Annotated in this window: 18 protein-coding genes; 10 read left to right on the plus strand and 8 right to left on the minus strand. The window is 70.2% G+C overall.

Going from position 1 to position 18,447, the window contains the following annotated elements; translation table 11 throughout:
- Positions 1-49: 49 nt before the first annotated feature.
- From rne to proB, 5 genes are all read left to right on the plus strand, one after another.
- Entirely contained in the window at positions 50-2,995 is a 2,946-nt protein-coding gene (rne, locus tag MCHLDSM_RS00180; protein WP_048468310.1) for a ribonuclease E, read from the plus strand.
- Positions 2,996-3,155: 160 nt separating this feature from the next.
- Positions 3,156-3,479: a 50S ribosomal protein L21 gene (gene rplU / locus MCHLDSM_RS00185; protein WP_048421411.1), complete on the plus strand. Its 324-nt coding sequence runs from the start codon at positions 3,156-3,158 to the stop codon at positions 3,477-3,479.
- A 17-nt stretch (positions 3,480-3,496) separates the two neighbouring features.
- Entirely contained in the window at positions 3,497-3,763 is a 267-nt protein-coding gene (rpmA, locus tag MCHLDSM_RS00190) for a 50S ribosomal protein L27 (RefSeq protein WP_048421410.1), read from the plus strand.
- A gap of 93 nt (positions 3,764-3,856) precedes the next feature.
- The gene (obgE, locus tag MCHLDSM_RS00195; RefSeq protein ID WP_048468311.1) at positions 3,857-5,299 is read left to right on the plus strand and encodes a GTPase ObgE; all 1,443 of its coding nucleotides are present in this window, start codon (positions 3,857-3,859) and stop codon (positions 5,297-5,299) included.
- Positions 5,296-6,396, plus strand: a complete 1,101-nt coding sequence (gene proB, locus MCHLDSM_RS00200) for a glutamate 5-kinase (protein ID WP_048468312.1) — start codon at positions 5,296-5,298, stop codon at positions 6,394-6,396. Before obgE ends, proB begins: the two co-directional genes overlap by 4 nt.
- On the opposite strand, the gene MCHLDSM_RS00205 is transcribed toward proB, so the two are convergent.
- From MCHLDSM_RS00205 to MCHLDSM_RS00215, 3 genes are read right to left on the minus strand one after another with little or no spacing between them, the layout of a single operon-like run.
- The gene (locus MCHLDSM_RS00205; RefSeq protein ID WP_063840591.1) at positions 6,393-6,989 is read right to left on the minus strand and encodes a hypothetical protein; all 597 of its coding nucleotides are present in this window, start codon (positions 6,987-6,989) and stop codon (positions 6,393-6,395) included. The genes proB and MCHLDSM_RS00205 overlap by 4 nt on opposite strands.
- Before the next feature lie 5 nt (positions 6,990-6,994).
- Positions 6,995-7,831: an NAD-dependent protein deacetylase gene (locus MCHLDSM_RS00210; RefSeq protein ID WP_048468314.1), complete on the minus strand. Its 837-nt coding sequence runs from the start codon at positions 7,829-7,831 to the stop codon at positions 6,995-6,997.
- Positions 7,832-7,866: 35 nt separating this feature from the next.
- Positions 7,867-8,406, minus strand: coding sequence for a cysteine hydrolase family protein (locus tag MCHLDSM_RS00215; RefSeq protein WP_048468315.1), 540 nt, complete (start codon positions 8,404-8,406; stop codon positions 7,867-7,869).
- Between the two features lie 43 nt (positions 8,407-8,449).
- Here MCHLDSM_RS00215 and MCHLDSM_RS00220 point away from each other — a divergent pair, with 43 nt between their 5' ends.
- Positions 8,450-10,492 (plus strand): NAD(+) synthase, encoded by a 2,043-nt coding sequence (locus MCHLDSM_RS00220; protein ID WP_048468316.1) that lies wholly within the window; start codon positions 8,450-8,452, stop codon positions 10,490-10,492.
- On the opposite strand, the gene MCHLDSM_RS00225 is transcribed toward MCHLDSM_RS00220, so the two are convergent.
- From MCHLDSM_RS00225 to MCHLDSM_RS00245, 5 genes are read right to left on the minus strand one after another with little or no spacing between them, the layout of a single operon-like run.
- On the minus strand, positions 10,489-11,100 hold the full coding sequence (locus MCHLDSM_RS00225; protein ID WP_048468448.1) for a methyltransferase family protein: 612 nt from the start codon (positions 11,098-11,100) through the stop codon (positions 10,489-10,491). The genes MCHLDSM_RS00220 and MCHLDSM_RS00225 overlap by 4 nt on opposite strands.
- Entirely contained in the window at positions 11,097-11,705 is a 609-nt protein-coding gene (locus MCHLDSM_RS00230; protein ID WP_048468449.1) for a cation efflux transmembrane domain-containing protein, read from the minus strand. Before MCHLDSM_RS00230 ends, MCHLDSM_RS00225 begins: the two co-directional genes overlap by 4 nt.
- A complete protein-coding gene (locus tag MCHLDSM_RS00235; RefSeq protein ID WP_048468317.1) occupies positions 11,705-12,034 on the minus strand; it encodes an ArsR/SmtB family transcription factor in 330 nt (109 codons plus the stop codon). Before MCHLDSM_RS00235 ends, MCHLDSM_RS00230 begins: the two co-directional genes overlap by 1 nt.
- A gap of 46 nt (positions 12,035-12,080) precedes the next feature.
- Positions 12,081-12,896, minus strand: coding sequence for an enoyl-CoA hydratase/isomerase family protein (locus MCHLDSM_RS00240; protein WP_048468450.1), 816 nt, complete (start codon positions 12,894-12,896; stop codon positions 12,081-12,083).
- Positions 12,897-12,921: 25 nt separating this feature from the next.
- On the minus strand, positions 12,922-13,785 hold the full coding sequence (locus MCHLDSM_RS00245; RefSeq protein WP_048468318.1) for a PfkB family carbohydrate kinase: 864 nt from the start codon (positions 13,783-13,785) through the stop codon (positions 12,922-12,924).
- Positions 13,786-13,808: 23 nt separating this feature from the next.
- Between MCHLDSM_RS00245 and MCHLDSM_RS00250 the strand changes: the two genes are divergently transcribed.
- From MCHLDSM_RS00250 to MCHLDSM_RS00265, 4 genes are all read left to right on the plus strand, one after another.
- Positions 13,809-15,068 carry a glutamate-5-semialdehyde dehydrogenase gene (locus MCHLDSM_RS00250; RefSeq protein WP_048468319.1) on the plus strand — a complete coding sequence of 420 codons (1,260 nt, stop codon included), beginning with the start codon at positions 13,809-13,811 and terminating at the stop codon, positions 15,066-15,068.
- Between the two features lie 18 nt (positions 15,069-15,086).
- A complete protein-coding gene (locus MCHLDSM_RS00255; protein WP_048468320.1) occupies positions 15,087-15,962 on the plus strand; it encodes an AAA family ATPase in 876 nt (291 codons plus the stop codon).
- Positions 15,962-17,395 (plus strand): vWA domain-containing protein, encoded by a 1,434-nt coding sequence (locus MCHLDSM_RS00260; protein ID WP_048468321.1) that lies wholly within the window; start codon positions 15,962-15,964, stop codon positions 17,393-17,395. The genes MCHLDSM_RS00255 and MCHLDSM_RS00260 overlap by 1 nt, the downstream gene beginning before the upstream one ends.
- Before the next feature lie 135 nt (positions 17,396-17,530).
- Entirely contained in the window at positions 17,531-18,394 is an 864-nt protein-coding gene (locus MCHLDSM_RS00265) for an endonuclease domain-containing protein (protein WP_048468322.1), read from the plus strand.
- Positions 18,395-18,447 lie beyond the last annotated feature (53 nt).

Here is an 18,447-nt window from a genome sequence, read left to right on the forward strand (position 1 = left end):
TCGCGTGGCCGCGTCAGCAACGACGCGCCCGGGGGCTTGAGGAGAATACGTGGCCGACAATGAGAATCTGCACGATCCCGCCCACGCTCTCCCGGAAGAGCCCCAGCAGACCGCTGGCTCGACCGGTGAGGCGGCGGCCCCACCGCCCGAACGGCTGAGGGTTCACTCCCTGGCCCGGGTGCTCGGCACCACCAGCAGGCGCATCATCGACGCGCTGGTCGAACTCGACGGCCGCACCCGCAGCGCGCACTCCACCATCGGCCGCGAAGAGGCCGACCGGGTGCGCGAGGCGCTCGCCGAACCGGCGCCCGAGGCCCCCGCGGCCCCCGCCCCCGAACCCGAGATCGCTGTCCCCGCGGCCGACGTCACCGACGTCGCCGAGGCCCCTGAGCCCGAGGCCGCGCCGGAAGAAGAGCCCGAGTCGCGGCTGATCCTGGAGACTCCCGCCCCTGCAGAGGCCGAGCCCGCCGACTATCTGCCGCTGTTCGTCGCGCCGCAGCCGGTGCGTCTCGTGCCGGACACCGACGCCGGCGACGAGAGCGACGACGACGACACCGACGACGACGAGGACGACACCGAGACGGACTCCGACGAGGAGCAGTCCGAACGTCCGTCGGCCAAGCGCCGTCGTCGCGGCCGTCGCGGCCGCGGCCGCGGGCGGGGCGAGCAGAACGGCGACGACGCCAACGCCGACGACGAGGACCAGTCCGCCGACGCGGGCGAGACCTCCGAGAACGGTGAGGAGTCCGACGAGGACAACGCCGAGGACGACGGCAACGGCGGGGAGGGCGGCAACCGCCGCCGGCGCCGGCGGCGGCGCCGCAAGTCCGGCTCGGGCGACGACGGCGACGCCTCGCCCGACGATCCGCCCAACACCGTCGTGCACGAACGCGAGCCCCGGCAGTCGGGCAAGGGCAACAAGAGCTCCAGCGACTCCGAGATCCAGGGCATCAGCGGCTCGACCCGGCTCGAGGCCAAGCGCCAGCGCCGTAGGGACGGTCGCGACGCCGGCCGTCGCCGCCCGCCGATCCTCAGCGAGGCCGAGTTCCTCGCCCGGCGCGAGGCCGTCGAACGCACCATGGTGGTCCGCGACAAGGTCCGCACCGAGCCCCCGCACGAAGGCGCCCGCTACACGCAGATCGCGGTGCTCGAGGACGGTGTGGTCGTCGAACACTTCGTGACGTCGGCAGCGTCGGCGTCGCTGGTGGGCAACATCTATCTCGGCATCGTGCAGAACGTGCTGCCCTCGATGGAGGCGGCGTTCGTCGACATCGGCCGCGGCCGCAACGGTGTGCTCTACGCCGGTGAGGTGAACTGGGAGGCCGCCGGCCTCGGCGGCGCCCAGCGCAAGATCGAGCAGGCCCTCAAGCCCGGCGACTACGTCGTCGTGCAGGTCAGCAAGGACCCGGTCGGACACAAGGGCGCCCGCCTCACCACGCAGGTGTCGCTGGCGGGCCGCTACCTGGTGTACGTGCCCGGCGCGTCGTCGACGGGCATCAGCCGCAAGCTGCCCGACACCGAGCGGCAGCGCCTGAAGGAGATCCTGCGCGAGGTCGTTCCCTCCGATGCGGGCGTGATCATCCGGACCGCGTCCGAGGGCGTCAAGGAAGACGACATCCGCAGCGACGTCGAGCGCCTGCAGGGTCGGTGGAACGAGATCGAGGCCAAGGCCGCCGAGATCACCGCGAAGAAGGCCGGCGCCGCGGTGGCCCTCTACGAAGAGCCCGATGTGCTGGTCAAGGTGATCCGCGACCTGTTCAACGAGGACTTCTCCGGCCTCATCGTGTCGGGCGACGACGCGTGGAACACCATCAACGACTACGTGACCGCGGTGGCGCCCGAACTGCTGCCGCGGATGACGAAATACGAGCCCGCCGGCTCCGACGGGCCCGACGTGTTCGCCGTGCACCGCATCGACGAACAACTGGCCAAGGCGCTGGACCGCAAGGTGTGGCTGCCGTCGGGCGGCACCCTGGTGATCGACCGCACCGAGGCCATGACCGTCGTCGACGTCAACACCGGCAAGTTCACCGGCTCGGGCGGCAACCTCGAACAGACGGTCACCCGCAACAACCTCGAGGCAGCCGAGGAGATCGTGCGCCAACTGCGGCTGCGCGACATCGGCGGCATCGTGGTGATCGACTTCATCGACATGGTGCTGGAGTCCAACCGTGACCTGGTGCTGCGCCGGCTCACCGAGGCGCTGGCCCGGGACCGCACCCGCCACCAGGTCTCCGAGGTGACGTCGCTGGGTCTGGTGCAGCTGACCCGCAAGAAGTTGGGCACCGGCCTCATCGAGGCGTTCTCGACGTCGTGCACGCACTGCGGGGGCCGCGGCATCGTCCTGCACGGTGACCCGGTGGACTCCGCATCCGGCAACGGGCGCAAGTCCGAGCCGGGCAGCAATGGCGGCGGCGGTGGTGGCGGCGGTGGCCGCCGCGGCAAGCGCGGCAAGCGCGGCGGCGCCCGCGAGCAGGAGGTGCAGGTGGCCAAGGTGCCGGCGCACCTGCCCGGCGAGCACCCGATGTTCAAGGCGATGGCCGCGGCCAACGGCAAGCACGAGGACGACGGCGACGAGCACGACGAGGAGTCGACCGACGTCGTCGACGAGACCGTCGAGCTGGAGCCGGGCACCGTGCGCCGGGGAATCACCGACGACGACGACGACACCGACGACGAGTTCGAGGACGACGAGGACTCGGACGACGACGACTCGGACGACGACGACTCGGACGACGATGAGGACTCCGAGGAGATCGATCTCGACTCGGACGACGAGGACGACGACATCGACGACGACATCGAGGTCATCGACGACTCCGATGACTCGGACGACGACGATTCGGACGAGGACGACGATGACGAGGATGAGGACGACGACGAGGACGAGGACGACTCGGACGAGGACGACGAGCCTGCGCCTGTCGTCGCCGCTCCGGTCCGCCAGCGCCGGCGGGCCGCGGCACGACCTGCCGGTCCACCCAGCCAGGACTGAGCGGTTTGACCCTCTCCCCGCTGGTCACGTACCCTTGACCAGTTGTCTCCAGGGCCTGCCCACGGCGGGCCCGGGGCAGGGACTGCAGATCCCGCACCCAGACCCGCACGCACACCCTCGGGTGATGCGCGCCCGCACGCGAAGTAGAGGATGACCAACGATGGCAGCGCAAACAGCCACGTACGCGATCGTCAAGACCGGTGGCAAGCAGTACAAGGTCGCCGCCGGTGACATCGTCAAGGTGGAGAAGCTCGACGTCGAGCCCGGCGGCACCGTGTCGCTGCCCGTCGCACTGGTCGTGGACGGCGCCAACGTGACCACCGACGCCAAGGCGTTGGAGAAGGTCGCGGTCACCGGCGAGGTGCTCGAGCACACCAAGGGCCCGAAGATCCGCATCCACAAGTTCAAGAACAAGACCGGCTATCACAAGCGCCAGGGGCACCGTCAGCAGCTGACGGTCCTCAAGGTCACCGGCATCAAGTAGGGACGGGAGCGACAGACATGGCACACAAGAAGGGCGCTTCCAGCTCACGCAACGGGCGCGACTCCGCCGCCCAGCGGCTCGGCGTGAAGCGGTTCGGCGGTCAGGTCGTCAAGGCCGGCGAGATCCTGGTGCGGCAGCGCGGCACCCACTTCCATCCCGGTGTGAACGTCGGCCGCGGTGGCGACGACACGCTGTTCGCGACCGCCCCCGGCGCTGTCGAATTCGGCACCAAGCGTGGCCGCAAGTTCGTCAACGTCGTGCGCGTCGTCCGCACCGACGCCTGACTTCTTTCTCCATCGTCGAGATCGACGTTGCGGTGCCGTGCACACGCACGATCGCGCCCACACGTCGGTTTCGGCTGAGAGAGGAGGACTCCGATGACCCGGTTCATCGACCGCGTCGTCATCCACGCGCGAGCGGGTAACGGCGGCAACGGCTGCGCCTCGGTGCACCGCGAGAAGTTCAAGCCTCTCGGCGGTCCCGACGGCGGAAACGGCGGCCGCGGCGGCAGCATCGTCTTCGTCGTCGACCCTCAGGTGCACACGCTCCTCGACTTCCACTTCCACCCGCACGTGGTCGCGCCCTCGGGCAAGCAGGGTGCCGGCAGCAATCGGGACGGCGCCGCGGGCGTCGATCTCGAGGTCAAAGTTCCCGACGGCACCGTCGTGCTCGACGAACAGGGCCGTCTGCTGGCCGATCTGGTCGGCGCGGGCACCCGCTTCGAAGCCGCCGCCGGCGGGCGCGGCGGGCTGGGCAACGCCGCGCTGGCCTCACGCGCGCGCAAGGCCCCGGGGTTCGCGCTGCTCGGCGAGAAGGGCGAGGTCCGCGATCTCACCCTTGAACTGAAAACGGTCGCCGACGTGGGCCTGGTCGGCTTCCCGTCGGCGGGCAAGTCGTCGTTGGTGTCGGCGATCTCGGCGGCCAAGCCGAAGATCGCGGACTACCCGTTCACGACGCTGGCACCCAACCTCGGCGTGGTCTCGGCCGGCGATCACACGTTCACCGTCGCCGACGTGCCCGGTCTGATTCCCGGCGCCTCGGAGGGCCGTGGCCTGGGTCTGGACTTCCTGCGCCACATCGAGCGCTGCGCGGTGCTGGTGCACGTAGTCGACTGCGCCACCCTGGAACCGGGGCGCGACCCGGTCTCCGACATCGAGGCGCTGGAGGCCGAGATCGCGGCCTACACCCCGACCCTGCAGGGCGACACCACGCTCGGTGACCTCGCGGAGCGTCCGCGCGCGGTGGTGCTCAACAAGATCGACGTGCCCGACGCCCGGGAACTGGCGGAATTCGTCCGCGAGGAGATCGATCGCCGGTTCGGCTGGCCCGTGTTCGAGGTCTCCACCGTCACCCGAGAAGGACTGCGGCCGTTGACGTTCGCGCTCTGGGACATGGTGGCGGCCTACCGTGCCGCGCAACCCGAGGTGGTGCCGCGCCGGCCGGTGATCCGACCCGTGCCCGTCGACGAGACGGCGTTCTCCGTGGAACCCGACGGCGAGGGCGGCTTCGTCGTGCGCGGTACCCGCCCGCAGCGCTGGGTCGCGCAGACGAACTTCGACAACGACGAAGCGGTCGGATATCTCGGTGACCGATTGGCCCGGCTCGGCGTCGAGGACGAACTGCTCAAGCTCGGCGCGAAGCCCGGGTGCGCGGTGACGATCGGCGACATGACATTCGATTGGGAGCCGCAGACTCCGGCCGGGGTCGACGTGCATCTGTCCGGGCGGGGCACCGACATCCGACTCGAGCAGAACGAGCGGGTGTCGGCCGACGAGCGCAAGGCGGCACGGAAGGCGCGCCGGGAAAGTCACGACGAATGAGCCGGCACCGGGACGCGATCCGTACCGCGCGCTCCGTGGTCGTCAAGATCGGTACCACCGCACTGACCACTCCGACAGGCGAATTCGACCGCAGCCGTCTGGAGCACCTCGCCGACGCGATCGAAGCGCGGATGAAGTCGGGCTCGGACGTGGTGATCGTGTCATCCGGAGCGATCGCCGCGGGAATCGAACCGCTGCGGCTGACCCGCCGGCCCACCGATCTGGCGACCAAGCAGGCCGCCGCCAGCGTGGGGCAGGTGGCGCTGGTGAACTCGTGGAGTGCGGCGTTCGGACGCTATGAGCGCACCGTCGGGCAGGTGCTGCTGACCGCGCACGACATCTCGATGCGCGTGCAACACACCAACGCCCAGCGCACGCTCGACCGCCTGCGGGCGCTGCACGCGGTGGCGATCGTCAACGAGAACGACACGGTGGCCACCAACGAGATCCGGTTCGGCGACAACGACCGGCTCTCGGCGCTGGTGGCGCATCTCGTCGGCGCCGATGCGCTGATCCTGCTCTCCGACGTCGACGGTCTGTACGACAGCGATCCGCGAAAAGGCAACGCACGCTACATCTCCGAGGTCGCCGGGCCGGACGACCTGGAGGGGGTGACCGCGGGCCGGGGCAGCCACCTGGGCACCGGCGGGATGGTCTCCAAACTGTCCTCGGCGCTGCTGGCGGCCGACGCGGGGGTGCCGGTGCTGCTGGCCGCGGCCTCCGACGCGGCCGCGGCCCTCGACGGTGCGTCGGTGGGCACCGTGTTCGCACCGCGTGCCGAGCGGATGTCGGCACGCCGGTTCTGGGTGCGGTACGCCGCCGAAGCGGTCGGATCTCTGACCCTCGACGATGGCGCGGTGAAAGCCGTTGTCAAGCAACGTCGTTCACTGCTGCCCGCAGGCATCACGGCGGTGTCGGGCCGCTTCTACGGCGGCGACGTCGTCGAACTGCGGGCCCAGGATTCGACGATGGTCGCCCGCGGCGTGGTGGCCTACGACGCGGCGGAACTGGCCACGATGCTGGGCCGGTCGACGTCGGACCTGCCCGCCGAGATGCGCCGGCCCGCGGTGCACGCCGACGACCTCGTCGCCGTCTAGCGGTCTTTCCACCGCCGCACGCGCCGCTCGGCGGCGTCGATCGCGTCGTCGTCGGCGCGGCGGACGGGCACACCATGCGCCTGCGCGGTCGCGATCAGGGCGTCGCGCACGGCCGGGTCGGCCATCAACAGCGTGGCGAGCACGCCCGCCGACAGTGTGCGGTTGCGGATCATGCCCCGGTAGTTGACCTCCGCCGGGATGCGCACGTCCAGCAGACCCCCCACCGTGCCCCCGGCGGCCGCGACGAGCGCCGTCAGCACCGCGTCGGACGCCAGGTCGAGCAGCAGCCCTCGCCCGGGGAAGCGGGGCAGCGGCAGCTTCCCGATCTGGGCGTCGAGCGCGTCGGAGAGCAGGTAACCGACCAGGCTGTGGGTCTCGACGCTCTTGACGTCGTTCCAGTCCACCGCGTCGCCGTCGAACTCCACCGCGTCAGCGCTGATACCCAGGCTGCCGACGTGATTGAGCAGACGCAACAGATTGCTCAGCGGCGCGGGCGCGCGAGTGAGCCCGGCGACGGCGTCGCCGATGCCGGCGCTCCACCGGCCCGACACCGGCCCGGCCGGGAGCCGCAGCCTCGGCAGTACGGACGTCACCACGGCTACGCCGAACTCGCCAGCGCGGGCAGCTCGTCGGCGAGCAGCGCGAGCATCGGTGAGCACCCGTTGTCGATCGTGACCGTCGCCAGATCGTCCCCCCGGGTCCGGCCGCGGTTGACGATCGCGATCGGGACGCCCCGGGCGGCGGCGTGCCGCACGAAGCGGTAACCGGAGTACACCGTCAGCGACGAGCCGGCGACCAACAGTGCGTCGGCGTCGTCGACCATCGAATACGCCTCGTCCACGCGGCTTTTCGGCACGCTCTCCCCGAAATAGACGATGTCGGGTTTGAGCATCCCGCCACACGCCGGACAGTCGATGATCCGGAAGCTCGAGGTGTCGCCGACCACCGCGTCGGCGTCCGGGGCGACCGCGATGCTGTCCACGCCGCGCACTCGCTCCCGAAAGCCGGGGTTCGCCGCCTCGAGCAGTTCGTCGAGTGCTGCCCGGGACATGCCGTGCCCGCAGTCCAGGCAGACCACGTGTACGTATGTGCCGTGCAGGTTGATGACGGCCCGGCTGCCGGCCTTGGTGTGCAGCAGGTCGACGTTCTGGGTGATCAGTCCCGTCACGACGCCCGCGCGTTCCAGCGCGGCCAGGGCGCGGTGCCCCGCGTTGGGTCGGCGCTCGTCCATGTGCCGCCACCCGACGTGGTTACGGGCCCAGTAGCGCTGGCGGAACACCGGGTCGGACGTGAACTGTCTGATCGTCATCGGGTTGGCCGGCGGCGAGTCCGGTCCGCGGTAGTCCGGAATCCCGGAGTCCGTCGACATGCCGGCCCCGGTGAGGACGGCCACGCGCCGGCCCCGCAGGGCGGTGATCAACTCGGGGGATTCCACGCTGTCGAGGATAGGTGCCCGCGCGTCCGCGCTGCTCAGGGCAGGCAGTCAGCCGCCGCGATGATCTCGGCGCCCATGTTCTGCTCCATCATCTGCAGGGCGGCCTCACCCAGCGCCGGGTCGATGTGGGCGACGCCGTCTCGGGGGATGACCACCGGGAAGTGCCGGACGTAGGCGTCCAGGGCGGTGTAGAGGACGCACTGCTCGGTGACCTGCCCGGTCAGCACGAGACGGTCCGGTTTGAGCTGCGTGAGCAGATAGGCCAGCGGGGTCGCGTAGAAGGCGCTGTGGCGGACCTTCGTCATCAACCGCAGACCGTGCTGCGGCACGATCGGTTCGACCAGATCGGGCCGCTCCCCGTCCAGGGCGCTGCGCACGATGTCGCTGAACTCGGCGCTGAAGTCGCCGTAGTTGTCGTTGACGTAGACCAATTCGACGTCGTCACGATCGTGGGCCTCGGAGACCAGCCGGCTCAGCGGGTCGATGATCGGCTCGACGTGGGGGATCAGCGTTTCGGCGTCCGGGTGCCGGTACGTGTTCATCATGTCGATGACGAGAATGACCGTGTCGCTCATGGGGCCGTGCATACCCGGGAAAATCGCGGGGACACAATGAGGCATGGACTTTTACTCGGCGTATCAGCAGGGCTTCGTCCGTATCGCCGCGTGCACCCATCACACCGCGCTGGCCGACCCCGCCGCGAACGCCGAGACGGTGCTGCGCATCGCCCGTGACTGCGATGACGACAACATCGGTCTGGCGGTGTTCCCCGAACTGACCCTCTCGGGCTACTCGATCGAGGACATCGTCATGCAGGACGCGCTGCTCGAGGCCGTCGAGGACGCGGTCCTGCAGGTGGCGGCCGGTTCGGCGGCGCTGCTGCCGGTGCTCGTCGTCGGTGCACCGCTGCGGCACCGGCACCGCGTCTACAACACCGCCGTGGTGATCCACCGGGGCCGCGTGCTGGGCGTGGTGCCCAAGTCCTACCTGCCCACCTACCGCGAGTTCTACGAGAAGCGCCAGATCGCCGCCGGCGACGACGAGAACGGGGAGATCCGGATCGGCGACTCGGACGTGCCGTTCGGGCCGGATCTGCTGTTCGCCGCCGAGGACCTGCCGAACTTCGTGCTGCACGTGGAGATCTGCGAGGACATGTTCGTGCCCGTGCCGCCGAGTGCCGAAGCCGCGTTGGCCGGCGCCACGGTGCTGGCCAACCTGTCGGGCAGCCCCATCACGATCGGCCGCGCCGAAGACCGCGCGCTGCTGGCCCGCTCGGCGTCGGCGCGATGCCTGGCGGCCTACGTCTACGCCGCGGCGGGGGAGGGCGAGTCGACCACGGACCTGGCCTGGGACGGGCAGACCATGATCTGGGAGAACGGCATCTGCCTCGCGCAATCCGAACGGTTCCCGAAGGGCGAGCGGCGCTCGGTCGCCGACGTCGACCTGATGCTGCTGCGCAACGAGCGGACGCGGATGGGCACCTTCGACGACAACCGGCGTCATCACCTGATCGATGACGATGCGTTTCGCCGCATCGGATTCCGGCTGGATCCGCCCGGGGGCGACATCGGGCTGCTGCGCGAGGTGGAGCGGTTCCCGTTCGTGCCCAACGATCCGGCCCGGCTCGAGCAGGACTGCTACGAGGCCTACAACATCCAGGTCTCCGGGCTCGAGCAGCGGCTGCGCGCGCTCCACTATCCCAAGGTGGTGCTCGGCCTGTCGGGCGGTCTGGATTCCACGCACGCGCTGATCGTCGCGGCGCGTGCGATGGACCGCGAAGAGCGTCCGCGCAGCGACATCCTGGCCTACACGCTGCCCGGTTTCGCCACCGGCGAGCGGACGAAGAACAACGCGACCCGCCTGGCCGAGGCGCTCGGTGTCACGTTCGAGACCATCGACATCAGGGCCACCGCCGAGCTCATGCTCAAGGAGATGGACCATCCGTTCTCGCGCGGCGAGAAGGTCTACGACGTGACGTTCGAGAACGTGCAGGCCGGCCTGCGCACCGACTACCTGTTCCGGTTGGCCAACTTCCGGGGCGGCATCGTGCTGGGCACCGGGGATCTGTCGGAGCTCGCGCTGGGCTGGTCGACCTACGGGGTGGGCGACCAGATGTCGCACTACAACGTCAACGGCGGGGTGCCGAAGACGCTGATCCAGCATCTGATCCGCTGGGTGATCTCCTCGGAGCAGTTCGACCACACGGTCAATGAGGTGCTCGCCGACGTCCTCGACACCGAGATCAGTCCGGAGCTGGTGCCCGCCGGCGAAGACGAGGAGATCCAGAGCAGTCAGGACAAGGTGGGTCCGTATGTGCTGCAGGACTTCTCGCTGTTCCAGGTGCTGCGCTACGGGTTCCGGCCCTCGCGGGTGGCGTTCCTGGCCTGGCACGCGTGGAGCGATGCCGATCGTGGGGACTGGCCCCTCGGCATTCCCGAGGAGAAGCGACCGTCCTTCACGCTGAAGGAGATTCGGCACTGGCTACAGGTGTTCGCCCAGCGCTTCTACTCGTTCAGCCAGTTCAAGCGCTCCGCGCTGCCCAACGGGCCCAAGGTGTCCGCGGGCGGCTCACTGTCGCCGCGCGGCGACTGGCGCGCACCGTCGGACATGTCGGCACGCACCTGGCTCGACGAGATCGAACGCTGCGTGCCGGAGAGCTAGCGGCGCAGCCCTGTTCGCGGCAGGAAGCGTCCGACGCTTGCGGCGTACCCGCGGTAGTCGTCCCCGTGCACGGCCAGCAGGTAGGGCTCCTCGACGATGCGGACCTGGAGTTCGATCGTCGCGATCAGCAGGACGAGCCCGACGATCGCCGGCCAGTTGGGGGTGATCAGGACGACGCCGAAGCCGAAAAGGATCATCGCCGTGAAGATCGGGTTGCGCACCAGACCGAACACCCCGGTGCGCACCAGCGTCGTCCTCTCGCCGGGGTCCACGCCGATGCGCCACGAATCACCCATGGCCAGTTGGGCGTACACGGTCGCGGCGATGCCCGCCGCCGCGACGAGGACGCCGGTGAACACGACCTCGGGCCGGTCGGCCACGGCGAGCGGGGACACCACGCCGACCATCTGCAGAACCGGTGCCAGCACCGCGCAGGCGATGGCGAGGACGAAACCCACACCCGCCCACCACTCGAGGCTGCCCGGCCGCCCGCTCACCCCCCGGAACCCCGTGGAACCGGTGCGGCGCCGTTGCTCCACACTGCGCCAGCCGAATCCGACGACGAGAAACACCGTGAACAGCGCGAGGGAGACGGTCGGAGGTGTCATGCGCAGCACGGGTCCCCACGCAGCGCGTTGACGCCCTCACGGACCGCGATCGCCGCGATACCCAGTGCGGCAACAGAATCCGCCCAGTCCCAGCCGAGGGTGCTGTTGAGCACCAGCCCGACCAGCAGCACGGCGGACAGGTACGTGCACAGCAGGGTCTGCTTCGAATCCGCGACCGCCGAGCGCGAGCCCAGTTCGCGTCCCGCGCGGCGCTGAGCCAGCGACAGCACCGGCATCACCGCGAGGCTCAGCGCGGCGATCGCGATCCCGAGCAGGGTGGGCTGCGGCTCGCGGATGCCGGCCAGGGACAGGGCGGCGTCGACGGTGACGTAGGCGGCCAGGGCGAAGAAGGAGAACGCGATGAAGCGCAGCGCCGCCTTCTCCCGGGTCTCGGGATCCGCCGCCGAGAACTGCCAGGCCACCGCGGCGGCCGACGACACCTCGATCACGGAGTCGAGCCCGAAGCCGATCAGCGCCGAGGACGACACCCGTGTTCCTTCGGCGAGCGCCACCACCGCTTCGACGACGTTGTACGTGATCGTGGCGGCGACGAGCAGGCGTACGCGGCGGGTCAGCACCGCCCGGCGGTCGGCGGAGATCGTCATCAGCAGCACCCCTGCTCGTCGGCGGTGGGGCAGCAGGCAGGATCGACCTCGAGCACCAGGCCCAGCAGGTCGCCGAGAGCGTGGGCGATCCGCGGATCGGCGAGCTGGTAGCGGCTGCGCCGGCCCTCCGGGGTCGCGGTCACCAGGCCGCAGCCGCGCAGGCAGGCCAGGTGGTTGGACAGGATCTGGCGCGACACTCCGATCCGGTCGGCCAGGTCGGACGGGTAGCCGGGTCCGTCGCGCAGGATCAGCAGGATCTCGGCACGCGTCGCATCGGACAGGGCGTACCCGAACCGGGAGAGGGCGTCACTGTCGACGGCGGTCCGCATACCGCCGACAGTACATCGACTTCTGTATTCAGAAAAGGCTGAACTTTCAGAGTCGGCCGTCGAGGCGCAGATCCGGGTGCACCCAGTCGGGTGAGCGGCGTTCCTTGAACGCCAGGAATCCCTCGATCGATTCGGGCGCCCCCAGGCTGGCCTGCATGCCGATGCGGTCGTAGAGCCCGACATAGCTGTCCAGACTCGCCTTGATCACCGACCGGGCATGCGGCGCGGTGCGACAACACTGCGCGAGCACCTCCCGGGCCGCGTCCTGCAGCTCGTCATGCGGCACCACCCGCGCGACCATGCCCCACTCCAGCGCCTCGGCCGCCGAGAGCGTGCGGCCGGTGAACATCAGGTCCCTGGTGCGCACCGGACCGATCAGACGCGCGAGCATCTGGCTGTAGTACGTGTCGGCGATGCCGCGGTAGAGCTCGGGAACACGGAAGGTCGCCCGGTCGCTCACGACGGCCATGTCGGCGCACAACGCGATCTGCAGACCGCCGCCCTGGCAGAGCCCGTTGACCGCGGCGACGACGGGCTTGGCGGACTGGCGCAGCGTGTCGAACGGCAGCGCGTCCATGCCGAGCGCCGACCCGAAGGTCAGCCAGTTGTCGGCCCCGCCGCCGCCCATGTCGCCGCCCGGAGCGAACACGTCGCCGGTGCCGGTGATGAGCAGGCCCGCCAGATCCGGATCGCTGTCGACGTGCGAGACCGCGTACTTGATACCGAAGTACATCGCCGGGGTCATCGCGTTGCGCGCCTCGGGACGGTCCAGGGTGCACACCCCGAACGCCTTCTCCCGGGTGAAGCGCAGATACGGCGTGCCGAGCCAGTCGCCGTCAGGGGGGCGGGGTGGGGTCGTCACGGCGGTCGTCCTCACGGTCGGGACGTCACATGTCTTGGCCGAGGACGTCGTCGATGGCCTCACTGTAGGGCGCACAGTCGCCGGCGCCGTGCACCAGCGTCGCCAGTGCCCCCGCTGCCGCGGCGCGCCGCAGCGCAGCCTCGACCCCGGTGGTCCACGCCGCGGCCAGCACGCCGGCGAACACGTCGCCGGCTCCCGTCGTGTCCACCGCCTCGACCGCGGGTGCGGGGACGTCGAGATCGGCGCCGTCGCCGCGGTAGGTGACGCCCGCGGCGCCGCGGGTCGTCACCAGGTGCGCGACGCGGGTCTCGGCCCAGTCGGGCGCCTCGGTCTCGTTGACCACGACGACGTCGGCGTGGTCGGCCAGGCGCCCGCGGTCCGCCGGGTCGGTAACGGCCGGTGAGGCGTTGACGATGACCACCGCCCCCGCCTCCCGCCCGACGCCAGCCGCGGCGAGCGCGGTGGCGATCGGGATCTCCAGCGAGATGAGCACGACGTCACTGTCGGCGATCACCGACCGGATGGCGGCCGAGCTGAGCGCCAGATGTGCGTTGGCCCCCGGTGCGACGACGATGCAGTTCTCGGCGTCGCCGTCAACGATGATCGCGGCCGTCCCGCTGGGGCCGGGCACCTCGACCGTCGCCTCCAGGCCGACGCCGTTGGCTCGCAGATGCGCCCGCAGTTCCGCCGCCGCGGCATCGGTGCCCAGGGCGGCGACGAGGTGGACGTCCGCACCGGCCCGGGCCGCCGCGACGGCCTGATTGGCGCCCTTGCCGCCCGGGGAGAGCGCGAGCTCCGACGCCAGCACCGTCTGACCCGGCCGGGGCAGCGACGCGACCGTGAAAGAGAGGTCGGCATTGACACTGCCGACCACGCAGATCCTCGCCATCGCGGCAACGCTACGCTGGGCTAATGAGTCTGCACGCACCGGAGCGGAGCGCGGCGGCCGACGATCTGCGCGGGCAGGTGCACGACGCCGCCCGCCGCGCCCGCGTCGCATCGCGCGGGCTGGCGACGCTGAGCACCGAGGCCAAGAACCAGGCGCTCCGGACGGCCGCCGACCACGTCCTGATGAACACCCGCGCCATCCTGGAGGCCAACGCGGCGGATCTGGCCGCGGCGCGGGAGGCGGGCACCCCGGAGGCGATGCTGGACCGGCTCGCGCTGACCCCGACCCGGGTCGAGGGCATCGCCGACGGATTGCGCCAGGTCGCCGGCCTGCCCGACCCGATCGGTGAGGTGCTGCGCGGGCGGACGCTGCCCAACGGACTGCAGCTGCGTCAGCAGCGCGTCCCACTCGGCGTGATCGGCATCGTCTACGAGGGCCGGCCCAACGTCACCGTCGACGCCTTCGGGCTCACGCTGAAATCCGGCAACGCCGTTCTGCTGCGCGGAAGTTCGTCGGCGGCGCGGTCGAACGCCGCGCTGGTCGACGCGCTGCGCGCCGCGCTGGCCACCGAGGGACTCGACGTCGACGCGGTGCAGCTGCTGCCGAGCGAGGACCGGGCCAGCGTCACCCACCTGATCCAGGCGCGCGGCCTCGTCGACGTGGTGATCCCGCGCGGTGGAGCCGGGCTGATCGACGCGGTCGTGCGCGACGCCCAGGTGCCCACGATCGAGACCGGCGTCGGCAATTGCCATGTGTACGTTCACTCCTCGGCCGATCTCGACATGGCCGAGGCCATCCTGCTCAACGCCAAGACGCGGCGGCCCAGCGTCTGCAACGCCGCCGAATCGCTGTTGATCGACGCGGCCGTCGCCGACGTCGCGGTGCCGCGGCTGACCGGCGCGCTGCAGGCGGCCGGGGTGGCGGTGCACGCCGACCCGACCGAAGAGGAGTTGCGCGCCGAGTTCCTGTCGATGGACATCGCGCTGGCGGTGGTCGACGGCATCGACGCGGCGATCGACCACATCAACACCTACGGGACGGGCCACACCGAGGCCATCGTCACCACGGATCTCGCTGCCGCGCAACGGTTCACCGAACGGGTGGATGCCGCGGCGGTGATGGTGAACGCGTCGACGGCGTTCACCGACGGAGAGCAGTTCGGTTTCGGCGCCGAGATCGGCATCTCCACCCAGAAGCTGCACGCCCGCGGCCCGATGGGGCTGCCCGAATTGACGTCGACCAAATGGATCGTCTGGGGTGACGGCCACACCCGTCCGGCCTGAGTCAGGAGAAAACACCACGTGAGCGTCCCCGCACGCCCGGCGCCGCTGTTCGCCGACATCGACGATGTCGCGCGCCGGCTGGCCGAGACCGGCTATCTGCCCGCCACCGCCACCGCGACCGCGGTGTTCCTCGCCGACCGGCTCGGCAAGCCGCTGCTGGTCGAGGGTCCGGCGGGCGTGGGCAAGACCGAACTGGCCCGCGCCATCGCCCAGGCCACCGGCTCGGGGCTGGTGCGGCTGCAGTGCTACGAGGGCGTCGACGAGGCCCGCGCGCTCTACGAGTGGAACCACGCCAAGCAGATCCTGCGGATCCAGGCCGGGTCGGGGGACTGGGATCAGACCAAGATGGACGTCTTCTCCGAAGAGTTCCTGCTGTCCCGGCCCCTGCTCACCGCGATCCGGCGCACCGACCCGACGGTGCTGCTGATCGACGAGACCGACAAGGCCGACATCGAGATCGAGGGCCTGCTGCTCGAGGTCCTCAGCGACTTCGCGGTCACCGTGCCCGAATTGGGCACGATCGTCGCCGAGCGCAAACCCCTGGTCGTGCTGACCTCCAACGCGACCCGCGAGCTGTCCGAGGCGCTCAAGCGGCGCTGCCTGTTCCTGCACATCGATTTCCCCGACCCGGATCTGGAGCGGCGCATTCTGCTGTCGCGGGTGCCCGAGCTGCCCGAGCACCTGGCCGACGAGCTGGTGCGCATCGTCGGGGTGCTGCGCGGCATGGCGCTGAAGAAGGTGCCGTCGGTGGCGGAGACGATCGACTGGGCGCGCACGGTGCTGGCGCTGGGTCTGGACACCATCGACGACGAGCTGATCGCCGCGACGCTCGGAGTGGTGCTCAAGCACCAGTCCGATCAGGTCAAGGCGTCGGGGGAGCTGAGGCTCAACTGATGGCGCCCCGACGCATCCGCCCGCCCCAGCCCCTGGCGCCGCACGGAATCCCAGGCCACCTGGTCGAATTCGTCGAGGCGCTGCGCGGGTCCGGGATCGCGGTGGGTCCGTCGGAAACGGTGGACGCCGGCCGGGTGATGAGTGTGCTCGGTCTGGGCGACCGGCTTGCGCTGCGGGAGGGCATCGCGTGCGCGGTGCTGCGCCGACCGGATCACCGGGACACCTACGACGCGCTGTTCGATCTGTACTTCCCGGCCGCGCTGGGTGCCAGGACCGTGCTGGCCGACGCGGAGGACGGCGAGGGTCTGCCGCCCGACGACGTCGAGGCGCTGCGTCAGGCGCTCGTCGACATGCTCTCCGACAACGAGGAACTGGCCAACCTCGACGAGCGGCTGGCCGCGATGATCGCGCAGATCGTGGAGGCGTACGGCCGGTACAACTCCAGCCGCGGACCGTCGTATTCGTCGTATCAGGCGCTCAAGGCGATGAGCCTGGACGACCTCGAGGGCCGGCTGCTGGCCGGTCTGCTGGCGCCCTACGGCGAACAGCCGAGTCCGACGCAGGAGCAGATCGCCAAAGCGCTTGCCGCGCAACGGATCGCGCAGCTTCGCCGGATGGTCGAGGCGGAGACCAAGCGACGCACCGCCGAGCAGCTCGGCCGTGAGCACGTGCAGACCTACGGGGTACCCCAGCTGGCCGAGAACGTCGAGTTCCTGCGGGCCTCGGGGGAGCAACTGCGGCAGATGCGCCGGGTGGTGGCGCCGCTGGCGCGCACGCTCGCGACCCGGCTGGCCGCCCGCCGGCGACGCTCACGTGCCGGGGAGATCGATCTGCGCAAGACGCTGCGCAAGTCGATGTCGACGGGCGGCGTACCGATCGATGTGGTGCTCAAGAAGCCGCACCCGGCCCGGCCGGAACTCGTGGTGCTGTGCGACGTCTCGGGGTCGGTGGCCGGCTTCAGCCACTTCACGCTGCTGCTGGTGCACGCACTGCGCCAACAGTTCTCGCGCGTGCGGGTGTTCGCCTTCATCGACACCACCGACGAGGTGACCGAACTGTTCGGCCCCGACGCCGACCTGGCTGTCGCGGTGCAGCGCATCACGCGGGAGGCGGGCGTCTACACCCGCGACGGGCATTCCGATTACGGCCACGCGTTCGTCTCGTTCCTCGACAAGTTCCCGAACGTGCTGTCGCCCCGCAGCTCCCTGCTGGTGCTCGGCGATGCTCGCAACAACTACCGCAATCCCGAGACCGACCTGCTCGCCCACATGGTCAACGCCAGCCGCCACGCGCACTGGCTGAACCCCGAGCCGCGGCATCTGTGGGGCAGCGGCGATTCGGCGGTGCCGCGCTACGAAGACGTCATCACGATGCACGAGTGCCGCTCGGCCAAGCAGCTGGCCTCGGTCATCGACGCGCTGCTCCCCGTCTAGGGACTCCGCCGAGTGTGCGGTTTCATCCGCGACGCGCCGTCGCGCGCGGACTGATCGGCACACTCGGCGGAATTGCTTGTGGATAACCGAGTCGACACCGACTGATTCGTCGTGGGGTCCCGGCACTCTGCGGCCATGGATGCGATCGACTGGCCCTTCCGGGCATCTGAGCAACTCGCCGCGGGTGCGCTGACCATCCGCCAACTACGCCGGCACTATCAAGCGGTCTATCCGGGCGTGTGGATTCCGCGTGGCGCGGAACTCGATGCCGCCGGTCGCGCCCGGGCTGCGTGGTTGTGGTCGTCTCGACGGGGAGTGCTTGGTGGTCTCTCTGCCGCAGCGACGCTGGGAACCCGGTGGATCGAGGGTGAGGCGGCCGCTGAACTGGTTCACGACAATCGGCGACCGCCGGCGGGCATCATCGTGCACACCTGCGTACTGGAGTCCGACGAGGTCGTCGCCCGCGGTGACCTCGTACTCACCACGCCGGCACGAACGGCGTTCGATCTGGGCCGACGGCTGCCGACGACAGAGGCGGTGCAGCGGATCGATGCGTTGATGAACGCCACGCACGTCAAGGCGGCCGACATCGAGTGCATCGGGAGTCGTCACCCGGGAGCGCGTGGGCTGCGTCGGCTCCGCAGGGCGCTCGAGCTCGTCGACGGCGGAGCGGAGTCCCCGTATGAGTCGTTGACGCGTCTGACGTTGATCCGCGCCGGCTTGCCGGTGCCGCAGACACAAATCGAGGTTCGAAACGCCGTCGGTCGAGTGTTCGCGCGCCTCGACATGGGATGGCCCGAGTGGAAGGTCGCGGTCGAATACGACGGCGCGCAGCATTGGACCGATGCTCGCCAAAGAGCCTGGGACATCGAGCGCTTGGCGGAGCTCGAGGCCGCGGGATGGCTGGTCATCCGGGTGAGTTCTGCCATGCTGGCCCGCTCCGCTGCGACCACCGATCGGGTGCGCAGGGCGTTGCAGGCCCGCGGCTGGCCCGGTTAGGACGCGAGTGTGCGGATCGATACGCCCCGTGCGGCGAGTCGCGGACGAAACGG

It is taken from the genome of Mycolicibacterium chlorophenolicum (genome assembly GCF_001044235.1).
GTDB classification, from domain to species: domain Bacteria; phylum Actinomycetota; class Actinomycetes; order Mycobacteriales; family Mycobacteriaceae; genus Mycobacterium; species Mycobacterium chlorophenolicum.